Below are 17037 nucleotides of genomic sequence, written 5' to 3'. Positions count from 1 at the left end.
GAAGGGCGCGGCTCCTGCGTGATCCGGGCCAAGAACCACGTCGAGGAAATCCGCAAGGACCGCTTCGCCATCGTCATCGACGAGATCCCCTACCAGGTGAACAAGTCCTCGATGATCGAGAAGATCGCCGAACAGGTCCGCGACAAACGCCTGGAAGGCATTGCCCACGTCCAGGACGAAAGCGACCGGGACGGCGTGCGCGTGGTCATCGAACTGAAGCGCGACGCGACGCCCGAGGTGGTGTTGAACCAGCTCTACCGCTTCACGCCCATGCAGACCTCCTTCGGGTGCAACATGCTGGCGCTGAACGGTGGCAAGCCTGAAACGCTGACGCTTTACGGCTTCCTGTCGGCCTTCATCGACTTCCGCGAAGACGTCGTTGCGCGCCGCACCGCCTTCCTGCTGCGCAAGGCGCGGGATCGCAGCCATATCCTCTGTGGTCTGGCCGCTGCCGTCTCCAACGTGGATGAGGTCGTTGCCACGATCCGCGCCTCTGCCGATGCCGCCGAGGCACGCGAAAAGCTGATGACCCGTCGCTGGCCCGCCGCCGCGATCGCGGAATACATCCAGCTGATCGACGATCCGACCCACAAGATGAACGACGACGGGACCTACAACCTGTCCGAAACCCAGGCCCGCGCCATACTGGAGCTGCGTCTGCAGCGCCTGACCCAGATCGGGGTCAAGGAAGTCACCGACGAACTGCAGGAACTGGCCAGCAAGATCCGGGAATACCTGGAAATCCTCGGCTCGCGCGAGCGCATCCTTGAGATCGTCTCGGACGAGCTGCGCGAGGTGAAGGAGCTCTTCGCCGTGCCGCGCCGGACCGAGATCGTCGACTGGGCCGGCGACATGGACGACGAGGACCTGATCGAGCGTGAGGACATGGTCGTCACCGTCACCGCCGGGGGCTACATCAAGCGGACCCCGCTGGCCGACTTCCGCGCCCAGAAGCGCGGCGGCAAGGGCCTGTCTGGCGGATCGATGAAGGAAGATGACGCCGTCACCTCCCTCTTCGTGGCCAATACCCATACGCAGCTGCTGTTCTTCACCACGGATGGCATGGTCTACAAGCTCAAGACCTGGCGCCTGCCGGCTGGTGGCCGGACCTCCAAGGGCAAGGCCATCGTGAACATCCTGCCGATCCCCACCGGTGTCTCCATCGCGGCGATCATGCCCGTGGACCGTCCGGAAGAGGAATGGGAAGACCTTCAGATCGTCTTCGCCACCTCTGCCGGCGACGTGCGGCGCAACGCCCTGTCGGACTTCACCAACGTGATGCGCAACGGCAAGATCGCGATGGACCTGCCCGAGGGCGTGGAACTGGTCAACGTGCGCATTGCCTCCGGCGATGACGACGTGATGCTGGTCACCGACGCGGGCCGCGCCATCCGCTTCCCCTCCACCGATGTGCGGGTCTTCAAGGGCCGGAAATCGACCGGGGTTCGGGGCATCCGCCTGAACAACGGCGACAAGGTCGTCTCCATGTCGATCATCCGCCACTTCGAGGCGAGCCCGGAAGAACGTGCCGCCTATATCCGGATGCGCCGCGCCATGTTCGGCCTGGCCGATGACGCGGAGACCGGCGATGAAGAGGATACCGTTCCGGCGGCCTCCGATTTCAGCCAGGAACGCTACGTGGAGATGTCCGCCGCAGAGGACATGATCCTGACCATCACCTCCGGCGGCCAGGGCAAGCTGTCCTCCAGCCACGATTATCCCGTGCGCGGGCGTGGAGGCCAGGGCGTGGGCGCCATCGACAAGGCCATGCGCGGCGGCCCGATCGTGGCTTCCTTCCCGGTGGACCTGGACGACCAGATCATGCTGGCCACCTCGCGCGGGCAATCGATCCGCGTGCCGGTCACCGGCATTTCCTTCCGGTCGCGCTCTGCAGGCGGGGTGCGGGTGTTCAACACCGGCAAGGACGAACATGTTGTCTCTGTCGCGCGGATCGTTGAGCAGGGCGACGAGGAAGACCCGGGCGAAGCAGAGGAAAGCTGAGCCCAGCCAATACAGTCGGCGGGCTTGCCAGGCGCAGGCCCACCAAGGCAAAGGCCCGCCGAGCAAGGGATACTATGGAAGTGAAGAACTGGGATGACCTCCGCTACCTCGTAGCGGTGCACAAGACGGGCTCCATGAGTGCCGCCGCGCGGCTTCTTGACACCAACCCTGCGACGGTGTCCCGGCGGTTGGCGCGGCTTTCGGAAACCCTTGGCTTTGACCTGTTCCTGAAGACGCCCCAGGGCTGGACCGCGAACGAGGCGATCGATGATCTGATCGAAAGCATCACCGCCTTCGAGAACGAGATCGAAAGCTACCTGAACGCCCGGGAACAGACAGGCGACGAGGTCGTGGGCAAGATCAACATCGGCTGCCCGCCCTCCATCGCCTCTTACGTGCTGTTTCCCGGCCTGAAGGATTTCCTGGCCCAGCATCCCGGCCTTGAGATCACCTTTACCGGGCAGTTCTACCAGGAAGCGCTTGGCGACAATGACCTTTTCGTGTCCGCGCTGCGGCCGCAGCAGGGGCGCCTGATCGTGCGCTTCGTCGGCAAATACGCGACCAATGTCTACGGCTACCCCGACAGCCCCCGCGACGGCCAATGGGTGGGCCTGCATTCGCGCCACGAACGCTTCCCGCCCTCCCAGCATGCCCGCACCATCCTGGGTGGCCGCGATCCGATCATCAGGGTCGAGACCCTGTATGAGGTGATGAACACCCTGCAGGCCACCCGCCTACCCGGCCTTGTTCCCACCATCGCCACCTCTGCGGATCCCGAGCTTGAGCGCTTTGACCCGGAGTCCCCGGACCTGCTGACGCCGCTCTACCTGTGCTTCCACGAAACGCGCCGCAAGGACCCGCTGCTGCAACTCGTGGCTGACTGGATCGCGGATCGTTTTACCTCTCATTCTGCGGTTTGAATTGGCCGCAAAATTGCAATGACGGGTATCTGACGGGGCATTGTTGCCCGAAGTTGATCGGCAATTCATAATCGCAACCAAGGGAATTTCCCGACCCCTCCGGCAACCGCACCGCTGCCTTCCCCAGTCCGACTGCGCCTTGCAGAACGACGGCAGTTCCCCTGCGGCCCGAAGGGATCGGAACGTCACTAAACCGATGGTCCCTTGAAGGTCGGGTGAAGTGCCTGTTCAGCCGCGTTCCGGGTTCACCGGGCGCATCCGGTCTTCAGAATAACGGCACGGCGCTTCTACCCCGCCTGCCTCTTTCTTGCGGCCGGCCCGAACAGCCGGCCCTTTTTTTGGACATTACGCGACGGGGCAACAGGTTTGCGCCTGCATTAACGCTGTTGCGAAAAAAAGCCGCGACGGGTCTCTCCCAATGTTTCAAGATCCAATCAGGAAGATTACTGGGTGGCTGACAAAGCTGAATTCCCAGCCCTCAGAAAAGCCATTTATGGATTCCGCATGTTTACCAATTTCTCTTTTCCTGCCTGTGCCGGCTTTCTTGCGCTTGCCACCGGTTTCACCGCCCCGCTTCAGGCCCGGGCCGACCTTGCGGCCAACGCAATCCTGAAGCTCGAGCTTGCGCATAACAACGCCACAAGCATCAACACAAAGCGGATCGAAGCGGCATTCTCCGGGCTGGTCTGGCAGGACTTTGGCGTGCAGATGGACCTCGGCATCGGCAAGCATGAGCAGTATACCTCGACTTCGCCCTCGGCCACGGTGCATGCCTATTACCAGCCAGAGGACAACCTGGCCTACGGGGTGTTCCTGTCCAGCGAAGACCGCCGGCCGGGCAATTCGTATTTCTACGGTGTCGAAGTCGCCTACGAAACGCCCGTCATCGGGCTTGAGGCATTCCTTGCCACCCGCGAAGACATCAGCGCAGAGACCTCGGGCTACCGGTTCGGCGGGGATGTCACCCTGCCCCTGCAGACCGCGCCCTGGCTCAGCGTGAAGGCTGGCGGCACCTATGACAACGGCCTCCCGCTGGAGCGCGGCTATCTCTACTTCGGGGCCGCTGCAGAGGTGTCGGATGGCATCGAACTGGGCGCGACGCTGGGCCAGACGGACCTGGATGCCACGATCATCGGCGTCTCCGCGACCATCCGCTTCGGCGCCGGCACGCCCTTCGATCGGCGTGACAGCTTCGCGCGCTACCCGGGCTACTAAGCCCGGATAGGCGCCGCCCTCTTGCGGCGGTCAGAGGTCGTAAAGGTCAGAGAACTTCTCTTCGATGTAAGCCAGCAGCGCTCCCGCCGTCGGGGCCGCGCCACAGGCCTGCGTGATGACGTCGCGCGGCTCATAAAGACCGCCGTGGCGCTGGACCTTCTCAGCCAGCCATTGGGTGGCCGGGGCCGTGTTGCCCTGGGCAAGGGATGCGTCCAGATCCGGCACATCGGCCCGCAGCGCCTGCGCCAGGCAGCCTGCATAGACGTTGCCCAGCGAATAGGTCGGGAAGTAGCCGAACAGGCCGATGGACCAGTGCACGTCCTGCAGACAGCCGTAGGACGCCTTCGGTACGGGATAGCCGAAGTCCTTTTCGAAGCGCTCTTTCCAGGCCGTTTCCAGCTCGGCCACTGGCAGATCCCCCGCAATCAGCGCGCGTTCCAGATCGAACCGCAGCATGATGTGCAGGTTGTACTGAAGCTCATCGGCCTCGGTCCGGATGTAGTCTTTCTGAACGCGGTTCACAGCGGCATAGAAGGCCTCCGGCCCGTCCAGCCCCAGGTCACCGAAGGTCTCTGTCATCTGCGCATAAAGCCAGGAGGTGAAGGCCCGCGAGCGCCCCAGCTGGTTCTCGTAGATCCGGCTCTGGCTTTCGTGCACTCCCATGGAAACACCCTGGCCCAGCGGCGTCAGCGCGTAGCCCGCATCGATATTCTGTTCATAGCAGGCATGGCCGACCTCGTGGATCGTCGAGTAGAAGCAGTTGAAGGGATCTTCGGGGGCCGTCCGCGTCGTGATGCGCACGTCGCTGCCCGACCCGCTTGAGAAGGGATGCACGGCCTTGTCGATCCGCCCCCGGCTCAGATCATAGCCGAAAGTCACAGCCAGCTTGCCGGCCATCGCGATCTGTTCTGCCTCGCCGAAGGTGCCGCTTAGCCCCTTGGGCGCGGGCTTATCCAGCACCTTGCCGCGCAGCTCCACCAGGCGGGGGCGCATTTCCCCGAACATTGCCTCTAGCTGGTCCGCCGTGGCACCGGGTTCATAGTCGCCCAGCAGCGCATCGTAGACAGAGCCGCCCTCTGCCAAAGCCTGCCCTTCCTGCTGGCGCAGCTCAACCACGCGGGACAGGACCGGCGCGAAGGCGGCGAAATCGTCATTGGCGCGGGCCTCGGCCCAATGCCCCTGGCTGACGGAGGTCACGCGCGCCAGCTCGGCCGCAAGCTCTGCCGGGACCTTGCAGGCCCGATCGAAGCTGCGCCGGATGTGGCGCAGCTTGGCCGTTTCGGCTTGCGACATCTCCGTGCCTTCGGTCGCGGCCAGCCAATCCCCGATGCGGGGATCCGTGCGCCGGGCGTGCAGGACGGATTCGATGGCTGCCATCTCCTCGCCCCGCTGATCGGCTGCGCCGCGCGGCATCATGGTTTCCTGGTCCCAGCCAAGGCGACCCGCGATCTGACCCAGGGCTTCGGTCTCTTTCTGGAAGGCCAGAAGATCGGCCAGGGCGGTGGCATTGGCAGTCATGGATCAGCCTCTTACGCTGGTGGTGACAGGATAGGCGGCGGCGAAGCGCGCCCGCAGGATCAGCACCCAAAGCAGCACGGCCACAAGCTGGTGCGTGAGGGCCACGTGCCAGAAGGCTGCCGTGAGAACCGTGAAGATGCCCAGGCAGATCTGGCCCAGCATGGCGATCCAGGCGGCGGTAAAGGCGTTGCGGGTCGAGGCATTGGCCGATTTGCGCCCGCGCAGGAAGGCAATGGTGCCGAAGATCAGCAGCAGGTAGCCCGTCATGCGGTGGATGAATTGCACCAGGCCGGGGTTCTCAAGGAAGTTGCGCCAGACCGGCGTGATGTCGAAGGCATAGGGCGGGAAGAACTGACCGCCCATCGTCGGCCAGTCGGTAAAGCTGCGCCCGGCGTCAATCCCCGCGACCAGCGCCCCCAGAAGGATCTGTAGGAAGGCGAAATGCATCCAGCCGGTTGCCAGGCCGAACTGCTTCTTCTCGCGCAGACGGCGGGCCTGAAGCAGATCGCGTTCCTCGCGGCCAAGCAGGAAGGTGAACCAGGCGATATAGCCAAGGATCACGAAGGCCAGGCCAAGGTGCACGGCCAGCCGGTAGGACGCGACGCTCAGCATGCCCGCCCCCAGTCCGGAGGAGACCATCCACCAGCCGATTGCGCCCTGCAGCCCGCCAAGCCCGCCGATCAGCAGCAGGCGCCCTTTCCAGCCGGTCGGGATCTTGCCCGCGGCCCAAAGCCCCAGGAAGCCAAGCGCCCAGACAAGCCCGATGGCCCGGCCCAAGTTGCGATGGCTCCATTCCCACCAGTAGATCTGCTTGAAATCGGACAGTTCCATCCAGCTGTTCTGCTCTGTGAACTGCGGGATCTGCTGGTAGAGCGCGAACTCCGACTGCCAGTCAGCCTCGTTCATCGGGGGCAGCGCGCCATGGATCGGGCGCCATTCGGTGATCGAAAGTCCGCTGTCCGTCAGGCGGGTCAGCCCGCCGACCGCGATCATCGCCACGACCATGACGAAGAGAACGGCCAGCCAGGCCCGCACCAGCCTGCGGGATCCCTTGCGGGCCCCGTCGATCACGCCTGTGCGGATCTCTGGCTTCGGGGCCTCGCCCACCTCTTCGAAAATGCTGCGCTTCTGGCTCATTTCGGGATCTCCTGTATCAGGCGGACCCTAGGCAGGGGCCCGTCCGGGGGCAAGTCAGTCGCCGCGTTCTTTCCACCGGACCATCTGACGCAGGACGCCGTGCAGCATCTGCACGTCCGACCGCGTCAGTGGCATCCGCGACCAGAGGTTCCGCAGGTTCAGCTTCATCCCCTCTGCCTTGATCTCTGGGAAGAAGAAGCCCGCGTCGTCAAGCCGTTGCTCGTAATGTTCCGAGAGTTTCTCGATCTCGATCTGGCTGGCCCATTCGGCACCGGCCAGCTCGACACGCTCCGGCGCAACCTCGACCGACTGGCGACGCCATTCATAGGCCGTCAGCAACACGCATTGCGCCAGGTTGAGAGAGGCGAATTCCGGGTTCACCGGCACGTTGATGATCGCATTGGCGCGCGCGATATCGTCGTTTTCAAGACCCGCGCGTTCCGGGCCGAACAGCACCGCGACCTTCTCTCCCCCGGCGATCTTTTCGCGGGCGATTTCCATGGCGCGTTCGGGCGTCACGACCGGCTTCGTCAGCCCGCGCGAGCGCGCCGTGGTGGCAAAGACATAGGTGCAATCGGCAAGGGCGGCCGGCGTGTCTTCGTAAAGACCGGCCTCATCCAGCAGACGCCCCGCGCCCGAGGCCATCGCCACGGCCTTCTGGTTGGGCCAGCCATCCCGCGGGGAGACAAGCCGCATCCGGTCCAAGCCGAAATTCCACATCGCACGGGCCGCCCCGCCGATGTTCTCTCCCATCTGGGGACGGATCAGGACGAAGCTGGGCTGGGACATGGGGACCTCTTGTTACCTGCGTTTCCCTTAGACAACAGGGCCGGAAGTGTCGAGAGGCGGCGCAATCCCTTTGCCTCCTGCCGCGTTCCGCGCTATAGCGGCCAAAATTCAAGAGGATGCCGATGTCCCAGGATGAGCAGCCACAGATCTACCTGATCTCTCCCCCCGAGTTTGACTTGATGGAATATCCCGACCGGCTGGCCGCCGTTCTGGATGCCCATGATATTGCCTGTGTCCGCTTGGCGCTAGCGACGCGGGACGAAGACCGCCTGTGCCGTGCCGCCGACGCCCTGCGCGAGGTCACCCATGCGCGCGACGTCGCGCTGGTGATTGACCGGCATATCCTGCTGGCTGAACGGCTGGGCCTGGATGGCGTGCACCTGGACGATGGTCCGCGCTCTGTCCGCAAGGCGCGCAAGGCGCTTGGCGCAGATGCGATCATCGGCAGCTACTGCGCTGCCTCGCGCCATGACGGGATGAGCGCCGGGGAAGCCGGCTGCGATTACATCAGCTTCGGTCCGGTCACGGAAACCGTCCTGGCCGATGGCGAAGTGGCCGATTTCGAGCTGTTCGAATGGTGGTCCCAGATGATCGAACTGCCGGTCGTCGCAGAGGGCGGGCTGGACGAAGAAATCGTTCGCAAGCTCGCGCCCGTCACGGACTTCTTTGGTGTCGGTGAAGAGATCTGGCGCGAAGGCGACGGGGCGACCGCCGCCCTGTCCCGCCTGATCACGGCGATGTCCTAATCCGCCACCTGCCAGTTCCATGGCATTCCGCCTCGCACGGCCTCTTCGCAAGCCCGTGCGAGGCTCTTGCGATCCGCAAAGTCTGAGACTTTCAGCGGCTCATGGTAGATCACTTCCACTGATCCCTGGCGCCGGGCCCCGATAACCTTTATCAGGCTGGGCCCGAACGCCATGTCCCCCCACCAGCCGTAGAACTGCGCATCCTCGCCCTCGGGCGCGCGGTAGACGACCGTCACCGGCTGGATCTCCAGGACGTCGTAAAGCTCATCTGTGAAGAAGGCGCTGAAAAGCGTCGACTTGAACGGCAACACCCTGCATCCGTCTGTCGAGGTCCCTTCCGGGAAGAACAGCAGCCGCTGCCCGGCTAGGAAGCGATCGGACATCATCTGTTGCTGCGCGCGGGCCTCGCGACGGTCCCGCTTGACGAAGATCGTGCCGCAGATCCGTGCCAGGGGGCCGATGCCGGGCCAGGCCGAGACCTCGGACTTGGCAACGAAGAACAGCCGCACGGGCGCACCAAGGGTGAAGATATCCAGCCAGGTGGAATGGTTCGCCACGAAGGCCCCGCGCCCCTGCATGGGCCGCCCGGTCACCCGAAGCGGAATGCCCGCGACAACCAGCGCGAAACGACAGAACCCCTGCTGCAGATAGGCCGACACCGGGCGCCGCAGCCCGCAGAGCGGCTTTTCCAGCAGGCGGATCACCGAGATGAGAAGCAAACCGGGCAGGATGTAGAGCAGGAGCGGCAGCGCCCGCAGCCCGAAGCGCAGGATGGTGCCTGGCCCCGGGCCGTCGTCATTCCGTGGGCTTGGGGATTGCCAGGCATCGCTCATCAGCAGCTCAGCTCCCGCGGGTGTAAAGGCGGCTTTGCTTTTCGTTCAGCCGCTGAAGGTCGAGGACTAGGCAGATATCCACCGTGTTGAAGTCGTGATCGACAAAGGCCCCCTCGCCCACGAAACCGCCAAGCTTCAGGTAGCCCTTGATCAGCGCCGGGATGGCCCGCATGGCCGCCACGCGGTCAAGTTGGGCTTCCGGGATCAGGTCCATCGGCTGGAAGGCCTCGGGCTGGGCGCGCGTGCGGATATCCTCTGGTGCCAGGTGCCGGGCGTGCAACAGGGAAAGCGGCGCGGCGAGCGCGGCGATATCCGTGCCGTGGAAGGAGGCAACGCCGAAGAGAACCTCGATCTCGCGTTCAGCGATATAGTCAGACAGGGCCGACCAGAGCCTAACCATGGCCTCTCCGCCCCGGTAGTCGGGATGCAGGCAGGACCGCCCCAACTCCAGCAACTTGCGCCCCGAGTCCTTCAGGACAGAGAGATCGTATTCATCTTCGCTGTAAAACTGCCCCAGCTCTGCCGCACGATCCCCGGGAAGCAGGCGATAGACGCCCACAACCTTGTCGCGCATCGTACCGGGGCGGGCTTGGTCCAGCAGGATCAGGTGATCGAAATGCGGATCAAAGCGGTCTTTCTCAAGCTCGGCGTCATGGTCAACCATCTCTCCGCCACCCCCCAGTTCCCGCACGAAGACCTGGTAACGCAGGTGCTGCGCGGCAAGCAGGTCGTCTTCCGTCCGCGCAAGACGGGTTTCAAATTGCGGAGATAGGAAAGTCATCGGCGTTTCGGTCCTGACGGCGCATCGTTTCAAGGCGGAACAGGCCCGCGGCCCAGCCGGAGAATTGCCCGTCTTTTAGGAGAGCGCCCGCTTCAGTGCAAGTCCGCCATCCTGCTTCGCACCCCTGCGCAAAGTTGAATGCATGCGTCGGTTGTGTTAACCCTTCATCAACCAATTCAGGGTTTCAGTTGGAAAAGACTGGGATCAAATCGATCTGGGACCCTTCGATGACAACTTTGCCTGCATCTGGAAAATTTACTGTAATTCGTCCGGAAATATTGGACTGTACCTGCCCGACTCCCCAGTCGGGTTGCTGTGGGTGTCGGACAAGCATGCCCGGTTCGAGAAGATCGTTCAGCTCGCCCATCGTCAATTCCAGTACCATGTCAGGTTAGAAGGCCCATGAACTCGCAGAATAGCCATTTACTTGCCTCGTTGATAGGGTCCCGCATATGCCACGACCTCATTTCGCCGGTGGGAGCCATTCAGAACGGCATCGAACTGCTTTCCCTGGAAGGTGCGGTGCGCGGGCCGGAAATGATGCTGATCTCGGATTCCGTCTCCTCGGCCTCGGCCAAGATCCGGTTCCTGAGGATCGCTTTCGGACTTGCGGGACACGGGCAGCAGATCGGCCCGAAAGAGGTCTGTTCGATCCTGGATGATCTCAGCCAGAGCGGGCGGATCACCTATGACTGGACACCCCAGGAAGGCAGCTTTGACCGCTCCGACATCCAGGAGGTCTTTCTGGCCATGCTGTGCCTGGAAAGCGCCATGCCCCAGGGCGGCGCGATCTCCGTCACTCGGCCCGATGACAATCCCAAGGGCTGGGAGGTGTCCGGCCCGGCCAAGACGGACCGACCGGACAGCTTCCTGTGGGAAACGGTCAAGACGGGCGAAGGCGCAGAGACAGTGATGCCGGCCCATGTGCAATTCGCCCTTCTGCCCGCCGTTGTCGCGGAACGTTTCGGCCAGATCACCCTGACCGAAACGGAGCATGGGCTGACGATCAGCTTCTGATCGCGCCCTTGCCCTCTACGAGGTACTTGAAGCTGGTCAGCTGCTCGGCCCCCACCGGGCCGCGCGCATGCATCTTGCCCGTGGCAATGCCGATTTCCGCGCCCATGCCGAACTCGCCACCATCCGCGAACTGGGTCGAGGCGTTGTGCATCAGGATGGCGCTGTCGAGACGTTCAAAGAAGTGGTCCGCCGCCTGCTGATCCTCGGTGATGATCGCATCCGTGTGCTGGGAGCCATAGGTGCGGATGTGCTCGATGGCTTCATCGACACCATCCACCAGCTTGGCCGCGCAGATCATGTCCAGGAACTCCTTGCCGAAGTCTTCCGGGGTGGCCGGGGTCACACCGTCGATCTTCTGCAATTCGCCAGCGCCGCGCACCTCGACCCCGGCCTTGAGCAGGGCGTCGATGATCATGGAGCCATGCTGGGTGAAAAAGCGCCAGTCCAGCAACAGGCATTCCATGGAGCCGCAGATCCCGGTGCGCCGAGTCTTCGCGTTCAGGACGATCTCAAGTGCCATGGCCGGATCCGCCGTCGCGCCGACATAGGTGTGGCAGATCCCTTCGAGGTGGGCAAAGACGGGCACACGCGCGTCTCTCTGGACCAGGCCGACAAGGCCCTTGCCGCCACGTGGCACGATCACGTCGATCAGGCCGACCATTGTCAGCATCTCGGAAACCGCCGCGCGATCACGGGTCGGAACCAGCTGGATGGCCGCTTCGGGCAGACCGGCCTGACGAAGACCTTCAACCAGGCATTCATGGATCGCCGCAGAACTGTGGAAGCTTTCGGAACCGCCGCGCAGGATAACGGCATTCCCGGACTTGAGGCAGAGTGCGCCCGCATCCGCGGTCACGTTGGGACGGCTTTCGTAGATCACGCCGACCACGCCAAGCGGCGTACGCACGCGGCGGATGTTCAGCCCCGACGGCATGTCCCACTGGGTGATCACATCGCCCACCGGGTCCTTTTGCTCGGCCACGGCGCGCAGCCCGTCCACGATGGAGCGGATACGGCTTTCGTCCAGCATCAGCCGGTCCAGCATCGCCTTCGACAGGCCCTTTTCCTCGGCGTAGGCCATGTCTAGGCAATTGGCGTCGATGATGGCCTCGCGCCGGGCCCAGACGGTCTCTGCCGCGCCGACCAGGGCCGCGTACTTCCGCTCCTGGCTGGCAAAGGCAAGCTCCGCCGCTGCAGCTTTCGCCGCCTCGCCGATGCCAAGCATTGCGGCCGGAATGTTGTCCATGTCCTTCATCCCTGTCTTCCTTCCCTGTGGCGCGCCTAGCTCACCCGTAGGCTCAGCGCCATGTCATCCCTGTGAATCAACGCGGCGCGTCCAGGGTAGCCCAGCAACGCCTCGATGTCCTGGCTGCGGTGGCCCTTGATCGCCAGGGCTTCCTTTGCCGTGTACCGGGTCAGGCCGATGCCAAGCAAGGCGCCATCCGGCCCGAGGATTTCAACCGGGTCCCCGCGCTCGAACCGACCCGAGACCTGCGCCACGCCCGCCGGCAGCAGGGAACGCCCCTGCTCCAGCGCCATGACGGCCCCGGCATCCACGCTGACCTGTCCGCGCGCCTTCATGGCACCGATCCAGCCCTTGCGGGCGGTCTGCGGATCCCCTTCAGCCAGGAACCAGGTGGCCGGGGCCCCGTCCTGAAGCGCCTTCAGGGGATTCTCCCGCGTCCCAAGGGTGATTGCCATGGCACATCCCGCTGCCACGGCCATCTTCGCCGCCATGACCTTGGTCTTCATGCCACCTTTCGAGAGGCCAGAGCCTGCATCCCCCGCCATCGCCTCGATCTGCGGAGTGATGCGCTCCACCGTGTCGAAACGCGTGGCAGAAGGGTCATCGGCGGGATTTGCCGTATAGAGCCCGTCGACATCCGACAGCAGAACCAGGCGATCCGCGCCAACCGTCACCGCGATCCGCGCAGCCAAGCGATCGTTGTCACCATAGCGGATCTCATCGGTTGCGATCGTGTCATTCTCGTTCACGATCGGCACGACGCCCAGTTTCAGAAGCTGGTCCAACGTGTTGCGGGAGTTCAGGTAGCGGCGACGGTCCTCGCTGTCTTCCAGCGTCATCAGCACCTGGCCGACGGTGACCCCATGGGTCCCCAGGGCCTTGTCATAGGCCGCAGCAAGCCCGATCTGGCCGACAGAGGCCGCGGCCTGTGCCTGTTCCAGCGCCAAGGCCCCAAGGCCCAGGCCCAGGACCCCGCGCCCAAGGGCAATCGAGCCGGACGAGACAAGCACGATTTCCGTCCCACGCGCGCGCAGCCCCGCAACGTCGCTAGCCAGGCCTTGCAACCAGTCTTCGCGCAGCTTGCCGGTCACCTTGTCGACCAGCAGCGCCGAGCCGATCTTGACGACCAGCCGGCGCGCACCGATCAGGGACGCCATTCGTCATCCTCCGCCTCATCGGTGGGCTTGCGGCGCAGGCGGTCTTCATCAATGCGCGAACGCAGGGCACGCAGCACGTCGGTCACGCCTTCGCGTGAGGCACCGGACATGTACATCACCGGCCCGCCGACGACCTCTTCCAGTGTCTCGCGCTGCATCTCGCGCAGCTCTTCATCCAGCGCATCGACCTTGTTCAGAACGGTGATCCGCGGCTTTTCGGAAAGCCCTTCGCCATAGGCCTCTAGCTCGCCGATGATTGTCTCGTAATCCTCGGCGACCTCGTTGGCGGTACCATCCACCAGGTGCAGCAGCACAGCGCAGCGTTCGATATGGCCCAGGAACAGGTCGCCAAGGCCACGCCCCTCAGAGGCGCCTTCGATCAGGCCGGGAATATCCGCCACAACGAATTCGACACCATCGACACCGACAACCCCAAGGTTCGGGTGCAGCGTGGTGAAGGGATAATCCGCCACTTTCGGGCGCGCGTTCGAGGTTGCGGCAAGGAAGGTCGACTTGCCCGCGTTCGGCAGGCCCAGCAGCCCCACGTCCGCGATCAGCTTGAGACGCAGCCAGACGGTGCGCTCCACGGCTTCCTGGCCGGGGTTGGCGCGGCGCGGCGCCTGGTTGGTCGAGGTCTTGAAATGCGCGTTGCCAAAGCCGCCGTTGCCGCCCTTGGCCAGCATCACACGCTGGCCGACCTCTGTCAGGTCAGCGATCACGGTTTCCTCATCCTCATCGAGGATCTCGGTGCCAACGGGCACGCGCAGGATGATGTCATCGCCATCGGCGCCGGTGCGAAGGCGGCCCATGCCGCCCTGCCCGTTCTGCGCGAAGAAGTGCTGCTGATAGCGGAAATCGATGAGCGTGTTCAGCCCTTCGACCGCGACGGCGATCACGTCACCGCCGCGCCCGCCATTGCCGCCATCCGGCCCGCCGAATTCGATGAACTTCTCCCGGCGGAAGGAAATGCAACCATTTCCCCCGGCACCGGAACGGATATAGACCTTTGCGAGATCGAGAAACTTCATTCTGATGTCCCGGCCGCAAAGGTAGCTTCAGAAGCTCCGGCGGCTCAATCGAGTTTTTTGATGTAAGTCCAGGTCGCCACCTTGGCGCCCCGTGCGACCGAGAATGTTTCGGCATCGCCGACATATTCGAAGCCGTTCTTGGTGAGAACCCGGGCAGCCCCGGGATTGTCCTGAAAGACGCTGGCGAAGATCGACCGGTCCTTCAGCGGGTTTGCCGCGACAAGGGCCGTCACGGCGGCTGAGGCGACATTGCCGTTCCACCAGGCCGGGGCGACCCAATAGCCGATCTCCGACTGCGCTTCGTCCAGCCGCTTCAGGCTGATGATGCCCTTGAGCTCAGCCCCGCCGACGCAGGTCGCGTCCATGGCCCAGATCACCTCGCGCCGGTTCGGCTGCATGGCGCGGTCGATGAAGGCCTCCGTCGTGCCTGGTGGCAGCGGATGTGGGATCGAAGTGGTCATCGACGCAACCCGCAGATCCGAAGAATAGAGCCCGATAAGCCCCGCATCGGAAATCCGCAGCGGACGCAGCTCAAGGTTTTCTGCCTTGATAACGGCCTGGTCGACCAGCATGTCGTCGTTCATGGGGAATCCTCCTGAAGGGGATATAGGGGCCCCAGACGCCTCCTGAAACGTCGAAGGGGACCGGTTTTTCTACCGATCCCCTCCTTTTCATCACATGATGAAGATCGGCTTACTCGGCAGCTTCCGCTGCTGGCATGACCGAAATGAAGGTACGACCCTTGAGCCCCTTGCGGAACGAGACGTTGCCTTCAACGGTTGCGAAGATCGTGTGATCCTTGCCCATGCCGACGCCTTCACCCGGGTACCATTTGGTGCCGCGCTGACGCGCGATGATGTTGCCGGGGATGACGACTTCGCCGCCGAACTTCTTGATGCCGAGGCGGCGACCCGCGGAGTCGCGACCGTTGCGGGAGGAACCGCCAGCTTTTTTGTGTGCCATCTTGGTATCTCCTGTCTACGGGTTAGCCTTGAAGCTCAGCCGCTTGTGCGACCCAGCCTTCTTTCTCGATCTTGCCTTTCAGCGACAGTTCTTCGTCGATGCGGGCAATATCTTCTTCGGTCCAGGCTGCGACCTGAGCGTAGCTGGTGATGCCTGCGGCAACCAGTTTTTTCTCCATCGCGGGGCCAACGCCCGAAAGCTTCTTCAGATCGTCGGACCCTTCAGCAGCAGCCGGTGCGGCCTTTGCCTTTGCCTTAGGCGCCGGAGCAGCCTTGGCAGCAGCGGGAGCAGAACCTGCGCCCAGAGCGGCCTTGACGCCGGTCTTGTCCGCGCCGTCGGCGAGGATGTCCGTGACCTTGAGCAGCGTCAGGGACTGACGGTGGCCCTTGGTGCGCTTGGACGAGTGCTTCCGACGACGCTTGACGAAGTGGATGACCTTTTCGCCACGGATCTGATCGACGACCTCTGCCTGAACAGCTGCGCCTTCGACGAAGGGCGCGCCCACGACAACGGAATCGCCGCCCAGCATGAGGATGTCGTTGAATTGGATGGTTTCGCCAGCATCAGCTGCCAGCTTCTCGACGCGCAGCAGGTCACCGGACTGGACCTTGTATTGCTTGCCGCCGGTCTTGAGAACCGCAAACATATTGCTCTTCCTTTTCTGTCGCGTTCTGCGGCCCCCTTCCGGGTGTTCATGGCCGGTTTCCCGACCGCCATCGAACAGCGCGCCCGTCCTTGGGCGAAATTGAAATGCCCGGCGAAGCGAGGCCTGCCGGGATGGGCGGCTTATCAAGCCTCAACCCCACCTTGTCAAGGGCCGATCCCGCGGGGTGACGTCATTTGGCACCGCCCGCGACCCGCAAGCCAAGCCTGTTAAAGCTCCTCGCTGGCAAGGCGTCGGCCCAGCGATTGGCCAAGGCGACGATAGATGTCGTCATAGAGCGTTCCGAAGGAGGCGAAAAGGGCCGCGTTCAGATGCTGCCCCGCCGGTTGCCCGGACAGATCCACATAGGCCTGCAGGTCGGAGCGATCCAGCGGCTCGTAGACCATAAAGAGATAGGCGGCCAGCCATTCTGTGGTATCCCGGCGGGTGGGCTCTGCCAGCTGCCAGGTCAATTGCAGGATCCGGTCCTCATCGGCGTCGATCGCTCCGGCTTCAGCAAGACCGGCGTAGAAGGCGAAACTTGCAGACAGGGCGCCGGCGACGTTCAAGTCGACCAGGTCATTGACCGCGATGAAGCTGCCCACCAGGTCGGAGAGTTCCGGATCAGAGGCAAGGATCTCTGGCAGGCGCTCACGGGCCGCATCCTCGACATCCTGTGAAAGCAGGGCCTGCCGCGCCGACATCTCGGCGGAGACGATGCGCTGGCCTGGGCCTTGCCCGAAGAAGTTTTCAATCACCGCGCGCTCTTCCGCACCGGTCCGCGCGGCGATTTCGGCGTCGAAGGTCATTGCCATGGCGGTGTTCATCTGGTCCGTATCGAAGACCTCTTCCACCGTGCGCGCGAAACCGGGATGCTCTTCCTCCGGAAGGTAATCCGACGCCATGTCCTGCCCAGCACTCACGCCTTCACTGCGCAGGATCTCCATCATCCGGGCCATGTCCATCAGGACGTAGATGCGCGCCCCGGCCCCCTCCTGCGCCGTTCCCGGCGCAGGCGTCGTCATCAGGCAAACGGCGCCAAT

18 protein-coding genes are annotated in these 17037 nt (G+C 63.7%); 5 read left to right on the top strand and 13 right to left on the bottom strand.

Annotated features, from left to right (window positions below):
* The 3 genes from HCZ97_RS10900 to HCZ97_RS10890 all read left to right on the top strand — a co-directional run.
* The coding region (locus HCZ97_RS10900) for a DNA gyrase C-terminal beta-propeller domain-containing protein (protein WP_167688747.1) at positions 1 to 2001 on the top strand (2001 nt) is incomplete at its 5' end.
* Between the two features lie 74 nt (positions 2002 to 2075).
* Positions 2076 to 2921, top strand: a complete 846-nt coding sequence (locus tag HCZ97_RS10895; RefSeq protein ID WP_175581705.1) for a LysR family transcriptional regulator — start codon at positions 2076 to 2078, stop codon at positions 2919 to 2921.
* 504 nt (positions 2922 to 3425) lie between these two features.
* The gene (locus HCZ97_RS10890; protein WP_167688746.1) at positions 3426 to 4136 is read left to right on the top strand and encodes a hypothetical protein; all 711 of its coding nucleotides are present in this window, start codon (positions 3426 to 3428) and stop codon (positions 4134 to 4136) included.
* A 30-nt stretch (positions 4137 to 4166) separates the two neighbouring features.
* Here HCZ97_RS10890 and HCZ97_RS10885 read toward each other — a convergent pair whose 3' ends face one another.
* The 3 genes from HCZ97_RS10885 to HCZ97_RS10875 are packed head-to-tail and all read right to left on the bottom strand — an operon-like array spanning position 4167 to position 7580.
* The gene (locus HCZ97_RS10885) at positions 4167 to 5654 is read right to left on the bottom strand and encodes a carboxypeptidase M32 (RefSeq protein WP_167688745.1); all 1488 of its coding nucleotides are present in this window, start codon (positions 5652 to 5654) and stop codon (positions 4167 to 4169) included.
* Between the two features lie 3 nt (positions 5655 to 5657).
* Positions 5658 to 6791 (bottom strand): heme A synthase, encoded by a 1134-nt coding sequence (gene ctaA / locus HCZ97_RS10880; RefSeq protein WP_167688744.1) that lies wholly within the window; start codon positions 6789 to 6791, stop codon positions 5658 to 5660.
* 54 nt (positions 6792 to 6845) lie between these two features.
* Entirely contained in the window at positions 6846 to 7580 is a 735-nt protein-coding gene (locus HCZ97_RS10875) for an RNA methyltransferase (RefSeq protein WP_167688743.1), read from the bottom strand.
* 122 nt (positions 7581 to 7702) lie between these two features.
* On the opposite strand from HCZ97_RS10875, the gene HCZ97_RS10870 reads away from it, so the two are divergent.
* Positions 7703 to 8326, top strand: a complete 624-nt coding sequence (locus HCZ97_RS10870; protein ID WP_167688742.1) for a thiamine phosphate synthase — start codon at positions 7703 to 7705, stop codon at positions 8324 to 8326.
* On the opposite strand, the gene HCZ97_RS10865 is transcribed toward HCZ97_RS10870, so the two are convergent.
* The 3 genes from HCZ97_RS10865 to HCZ97_RS10855 all read right to left on the bottom strand — a co-directional run bounded on the left by HCZ97_RS10865 (position 8323) and on the right by HCZ97_RS10855 (position 10307).
* Positions 8323 to 9159 carry a 1-acyl-sn-glycerol-3-phosphate acyltransferase gene (locus HCZ97_RS10865; protein ID WP_167688741.1) on the bottom strand — a complete coding sequence of 279 codons (837 nt, stop codon included), beginning with the start codon at positions 9157 to 9159 and terminating at the stop codon, positions 8323 to 8325. The two genes, HCZ97_RS10870 and HCZ97_RS10865, sit on opposite strands and share 4 nt — an antisense overlap.
* A 7-nt stretch (positions 9160 to 9166) precedes the next feature.
* Positions 9167 to 9940, bottom strand: a complete 774-nt coding sequence (locus HCZ97_RS10860) for a GNAT family N-acetyltransferase (protein WP_167688740.1) — start codon at positions 9938 to 9940, stop codon at positions 9167 to 9169.
* 184 nt (positions 9941 to 10124) lie between these two features.
* Positions 10125 to 10307 carry a DUF3553 domain-containing protein gene (locus tag HCZ97_RS10855; protein WP_167688739.1) on the bottom strand — a complete coding sequence of 61 codons (183 nt, stop codon included), beginning with the start codon at positions 10305 to 10307 and terminating at the stop codon, positions 10125 to 10127.
* A 107-nt stretch (positions 10308 to 10414) separates the two neighbouring features.
* On the opposite strand from HCZ97_RS10855, the gene HCZ97_RS10850 reads away from it, so the two are divergent.
* The gene (locus HCZ97_RS10850) at positions 10415 to 10957 is read left to right on the top strand and encodes a histidine phosphotransferase family protein (protein WP_368484357.1); all 543 of its coding nucleotides are present in this window, start codon (positions 10415 to 10417) and stop codon (positions 10955 to 10957) included.
* On the opposite strand, the gene HCZ97_RS10845 is transcribed toward HCZ97_RS10850, so the two are convergent.
* The 7 genes from HCZ97_RS10845 to HCZ97_RS10815 form a co-directional block, all read right to left on the bottom strand.
* Positions 10947 to 12212, bottom strand: a complete 1266-nt coding sequence (locus HCZ97_RS10845) for a glutamate-5-semialdehyde dehydrogenase (RefSeq protein ID WP_167688737.1) — start codon at positions 12210 to 12212, stop codon at positions 10947 to 10949. The two genes, HCZ97_RS10850 and HCZ97_RS10845, sit on opposite strands and share 11 nt — an antisense overlap.
* 26 nt (positions 12213 to 12238) lie before the next feature.
* Positions 12239 to 13360 carry a glutamate 5-kinase gene (gene proB, locus HCZ97_RS10840; RefSeq protein ID WP_167688736.1) on the bottom strand — a complete coding sequence of 374 codons (1122 nt, stop codon included), beginning with the start codon at positions 13358 to 13360 and terminating at the stop codon, positions 12239 to 12241.
* The gene (obgE, locus tag HCZ97_RS10835; RefSeq protein ID WP_167688735.1) at positions 13348 to 14388 is read right to left on the bottom strand and encodes a GTPase ObgE; all 1041 of its coding nucleotides are present in this window, start codon (positions 14386 to 14388) and stop codon (positions 13348 to 13350) included. Before obgE ends, proB begins: the two co-directional genes overlap by 13 nt.
* A gap of 44 nt (positions 14389 to 14432) precedes the next feature.
* Complete coding sequence (locus tag HCZ97_RS10830) at positions 14433 to 14972, bottom strand: GNAT family N-acetyltransferase (protein WP_167688734.1); 540 nt, start codon at positions 14970 to 14972, stop codon at positions 14433 to 14435.
* Positions 14973 to 15081: 109 nt separating this feature from the next.
* Positions 15082 to 15351, bottom strand: a complete 270-nt coding sequence (gene rpmA, locus HCZ97_RS10825) for a 50S ribosomal protein L27 (RefSeq protein ID WP_167688733.1) — start codon at positions 15349 to 15351, stop codon at positions 15082 to 15084.
* 22 nt (positions 15352 to 15373) lie between these two features.
* The gene (locus HCZ97_RS10820; RefSeq protein ID WP_167688750.1) at positions 15374 to 15997 is read right to left on the bottom strand and encodes a 50S ribosomal protein L21; all 624 of its coding nucleotides are present in this window, start codon (positions 15995 to 15997) and stop codon (positions 15374 to 15376) included.
* A 227-nt stretch (positions 15998 to 16224) separates the two neighbouring features.
* Positions 16225 to 17019 (bottom strand): hypothetical protein, encoded by a 795-nt coding sequence (locus HCZ97_RS10815; protein WP_167688732.1) that lies wholly within the window; start codon positions 17017 to 17019, stop codon positions 16225 to 16227.
* Positions 17020 to 17037: the final 18 nt, after the last annotated feature.

The sequence above is a fragment of the Pseudooceanicola sp. HF7 genome (genome assembly GCF_011806405.1).
Taxonomy (GTDB): domain Bacteria; phylum Pseudomonadota; class Alphaproteobacteria; order Rhodobacterales; family Rhodobacteraceae; genus Pseudooceanicola.
This window is presented reverse-complemented; position numbering and strand designations above follow the sequence as displayed.

Excerpts from the sequence above, each read along its gene's own strand:
- obgE (WP_167688735.1), bottom strand. The coding sequence starts at position 14,388 with ATGAAGTTTCTCGATCTCGCAAAGGTCTATATCCGTTCCGGTGCCGGG.
- rpmA (WP_167688733.1), bottom strand. The coding sequence starts at position 15,351 with ATGGCACACAAAAAAGCTGGCGGTTCCTCCCGCAACGGTCGCGACTCC.
- HCZ97_RS10830 (WP_167688734.1), bottom strand. The coding sequence starts at position 14,972 with ATGAACGACGACATGCTGGTCGACCAGGCCGTTATCAAGGCAGAAAAC.
- ctaA (WP_167688744.1), bottom strand. The coding sequence starts at position 6,791 with ATGAGCCAGAAGCGCAGCATTTTCGAAGAGGTGGGCGAGGCCCCGAAG.
- HCZ97_RS10820 (WP_167688750.1), bottom strand. The coding sequence starts at position 15,997 with ATGTTTGCGGTTCTCAAGACCGGCGGCAAGCAATACAAGGTCCAGTCC.
- HCZ97_RS10855 (WP_167688739.1), bottom strand. The coding sequence starts at position 10,307 with ATGGGCGAGCTGAACGATCTTCTCGAACCGGGCATGCTTGTCCGACAC.
- HCZ97_RS10845 (WP_167688737.1), bottom strand. The coding sequence starts at position 12,212 with ATGAAGGACATGGACAACATTCCGGCCGCAATGCTTGGCATCGGCGAG.
- HCZ97_RS10895 (WP_175581705.1), top strand. The coding sequence starts at position 2,076 with ATGGAAGTGAAGAACTGGGATGACCTCCGCTACCTCGTAGCGGTGCAC.
- HCZ97_RS10885 (WP_167688745.1), bottom strand. The coding sequence starts at position 5,654 with ATGACTGCCAATGCCACCGCCCTGGCCGATCTTCTGGCCTTCCAGAAA.
- HCZ97_RS10890 (WP_167688746.1), top strand. The coding sequence starts at position 3,426 with ATGTTTACCAATTTCTCTTTTCCTGCCTGTGCCGGCTTTCTTGCGCTT.
- HCZ97_RS10860 (WP_167688740.1), bottom strand. The coding sequence starts at position 9,940 with ATGACTTTCCTATCTCCGCAATTTGAAACCCGTCTTGCGCGGACGGAA.
- proB (WP_167688736.1), bottom strand. The coding sequence starts at position 13,360 with ATGGCGTCCCTGATCGGTGCGCGCCGGCTGGTCGTCAAGATCGGCTCG.
- HCZ97_RS10875 (WP_167688743.1), bottom strand. The coding sequence starts at position 7,580 with ATGTCCCAGCCCAGCTTCGTCCTGATCCGTCCCCAGATGGGAGAGAAC.
- HCZ97_RS10865 (WP_167688741.1), bottom strand. The coding sequence starts at position 9,159 with ATGAGCGATGCCTGGCAATCCCCAAGCCCACGGAATGACGACGGCCCG.
- HCZ97_RS10815 (WP_167688732.1), bottom strand. The coding sequence starts at position 17,019 with ATGACGACGCCTGCGCCGGGAACGGCGCAGGAGGGGGCCGGGGCGCGC.
- HCZ97_RS10870 (WP_167688742.1), top strand. The coding sequence starts at position 7,703 with ATGTCCCAGGATGAGCAGCCACAGATCTACCTGATCTCTCCCCCCGAG.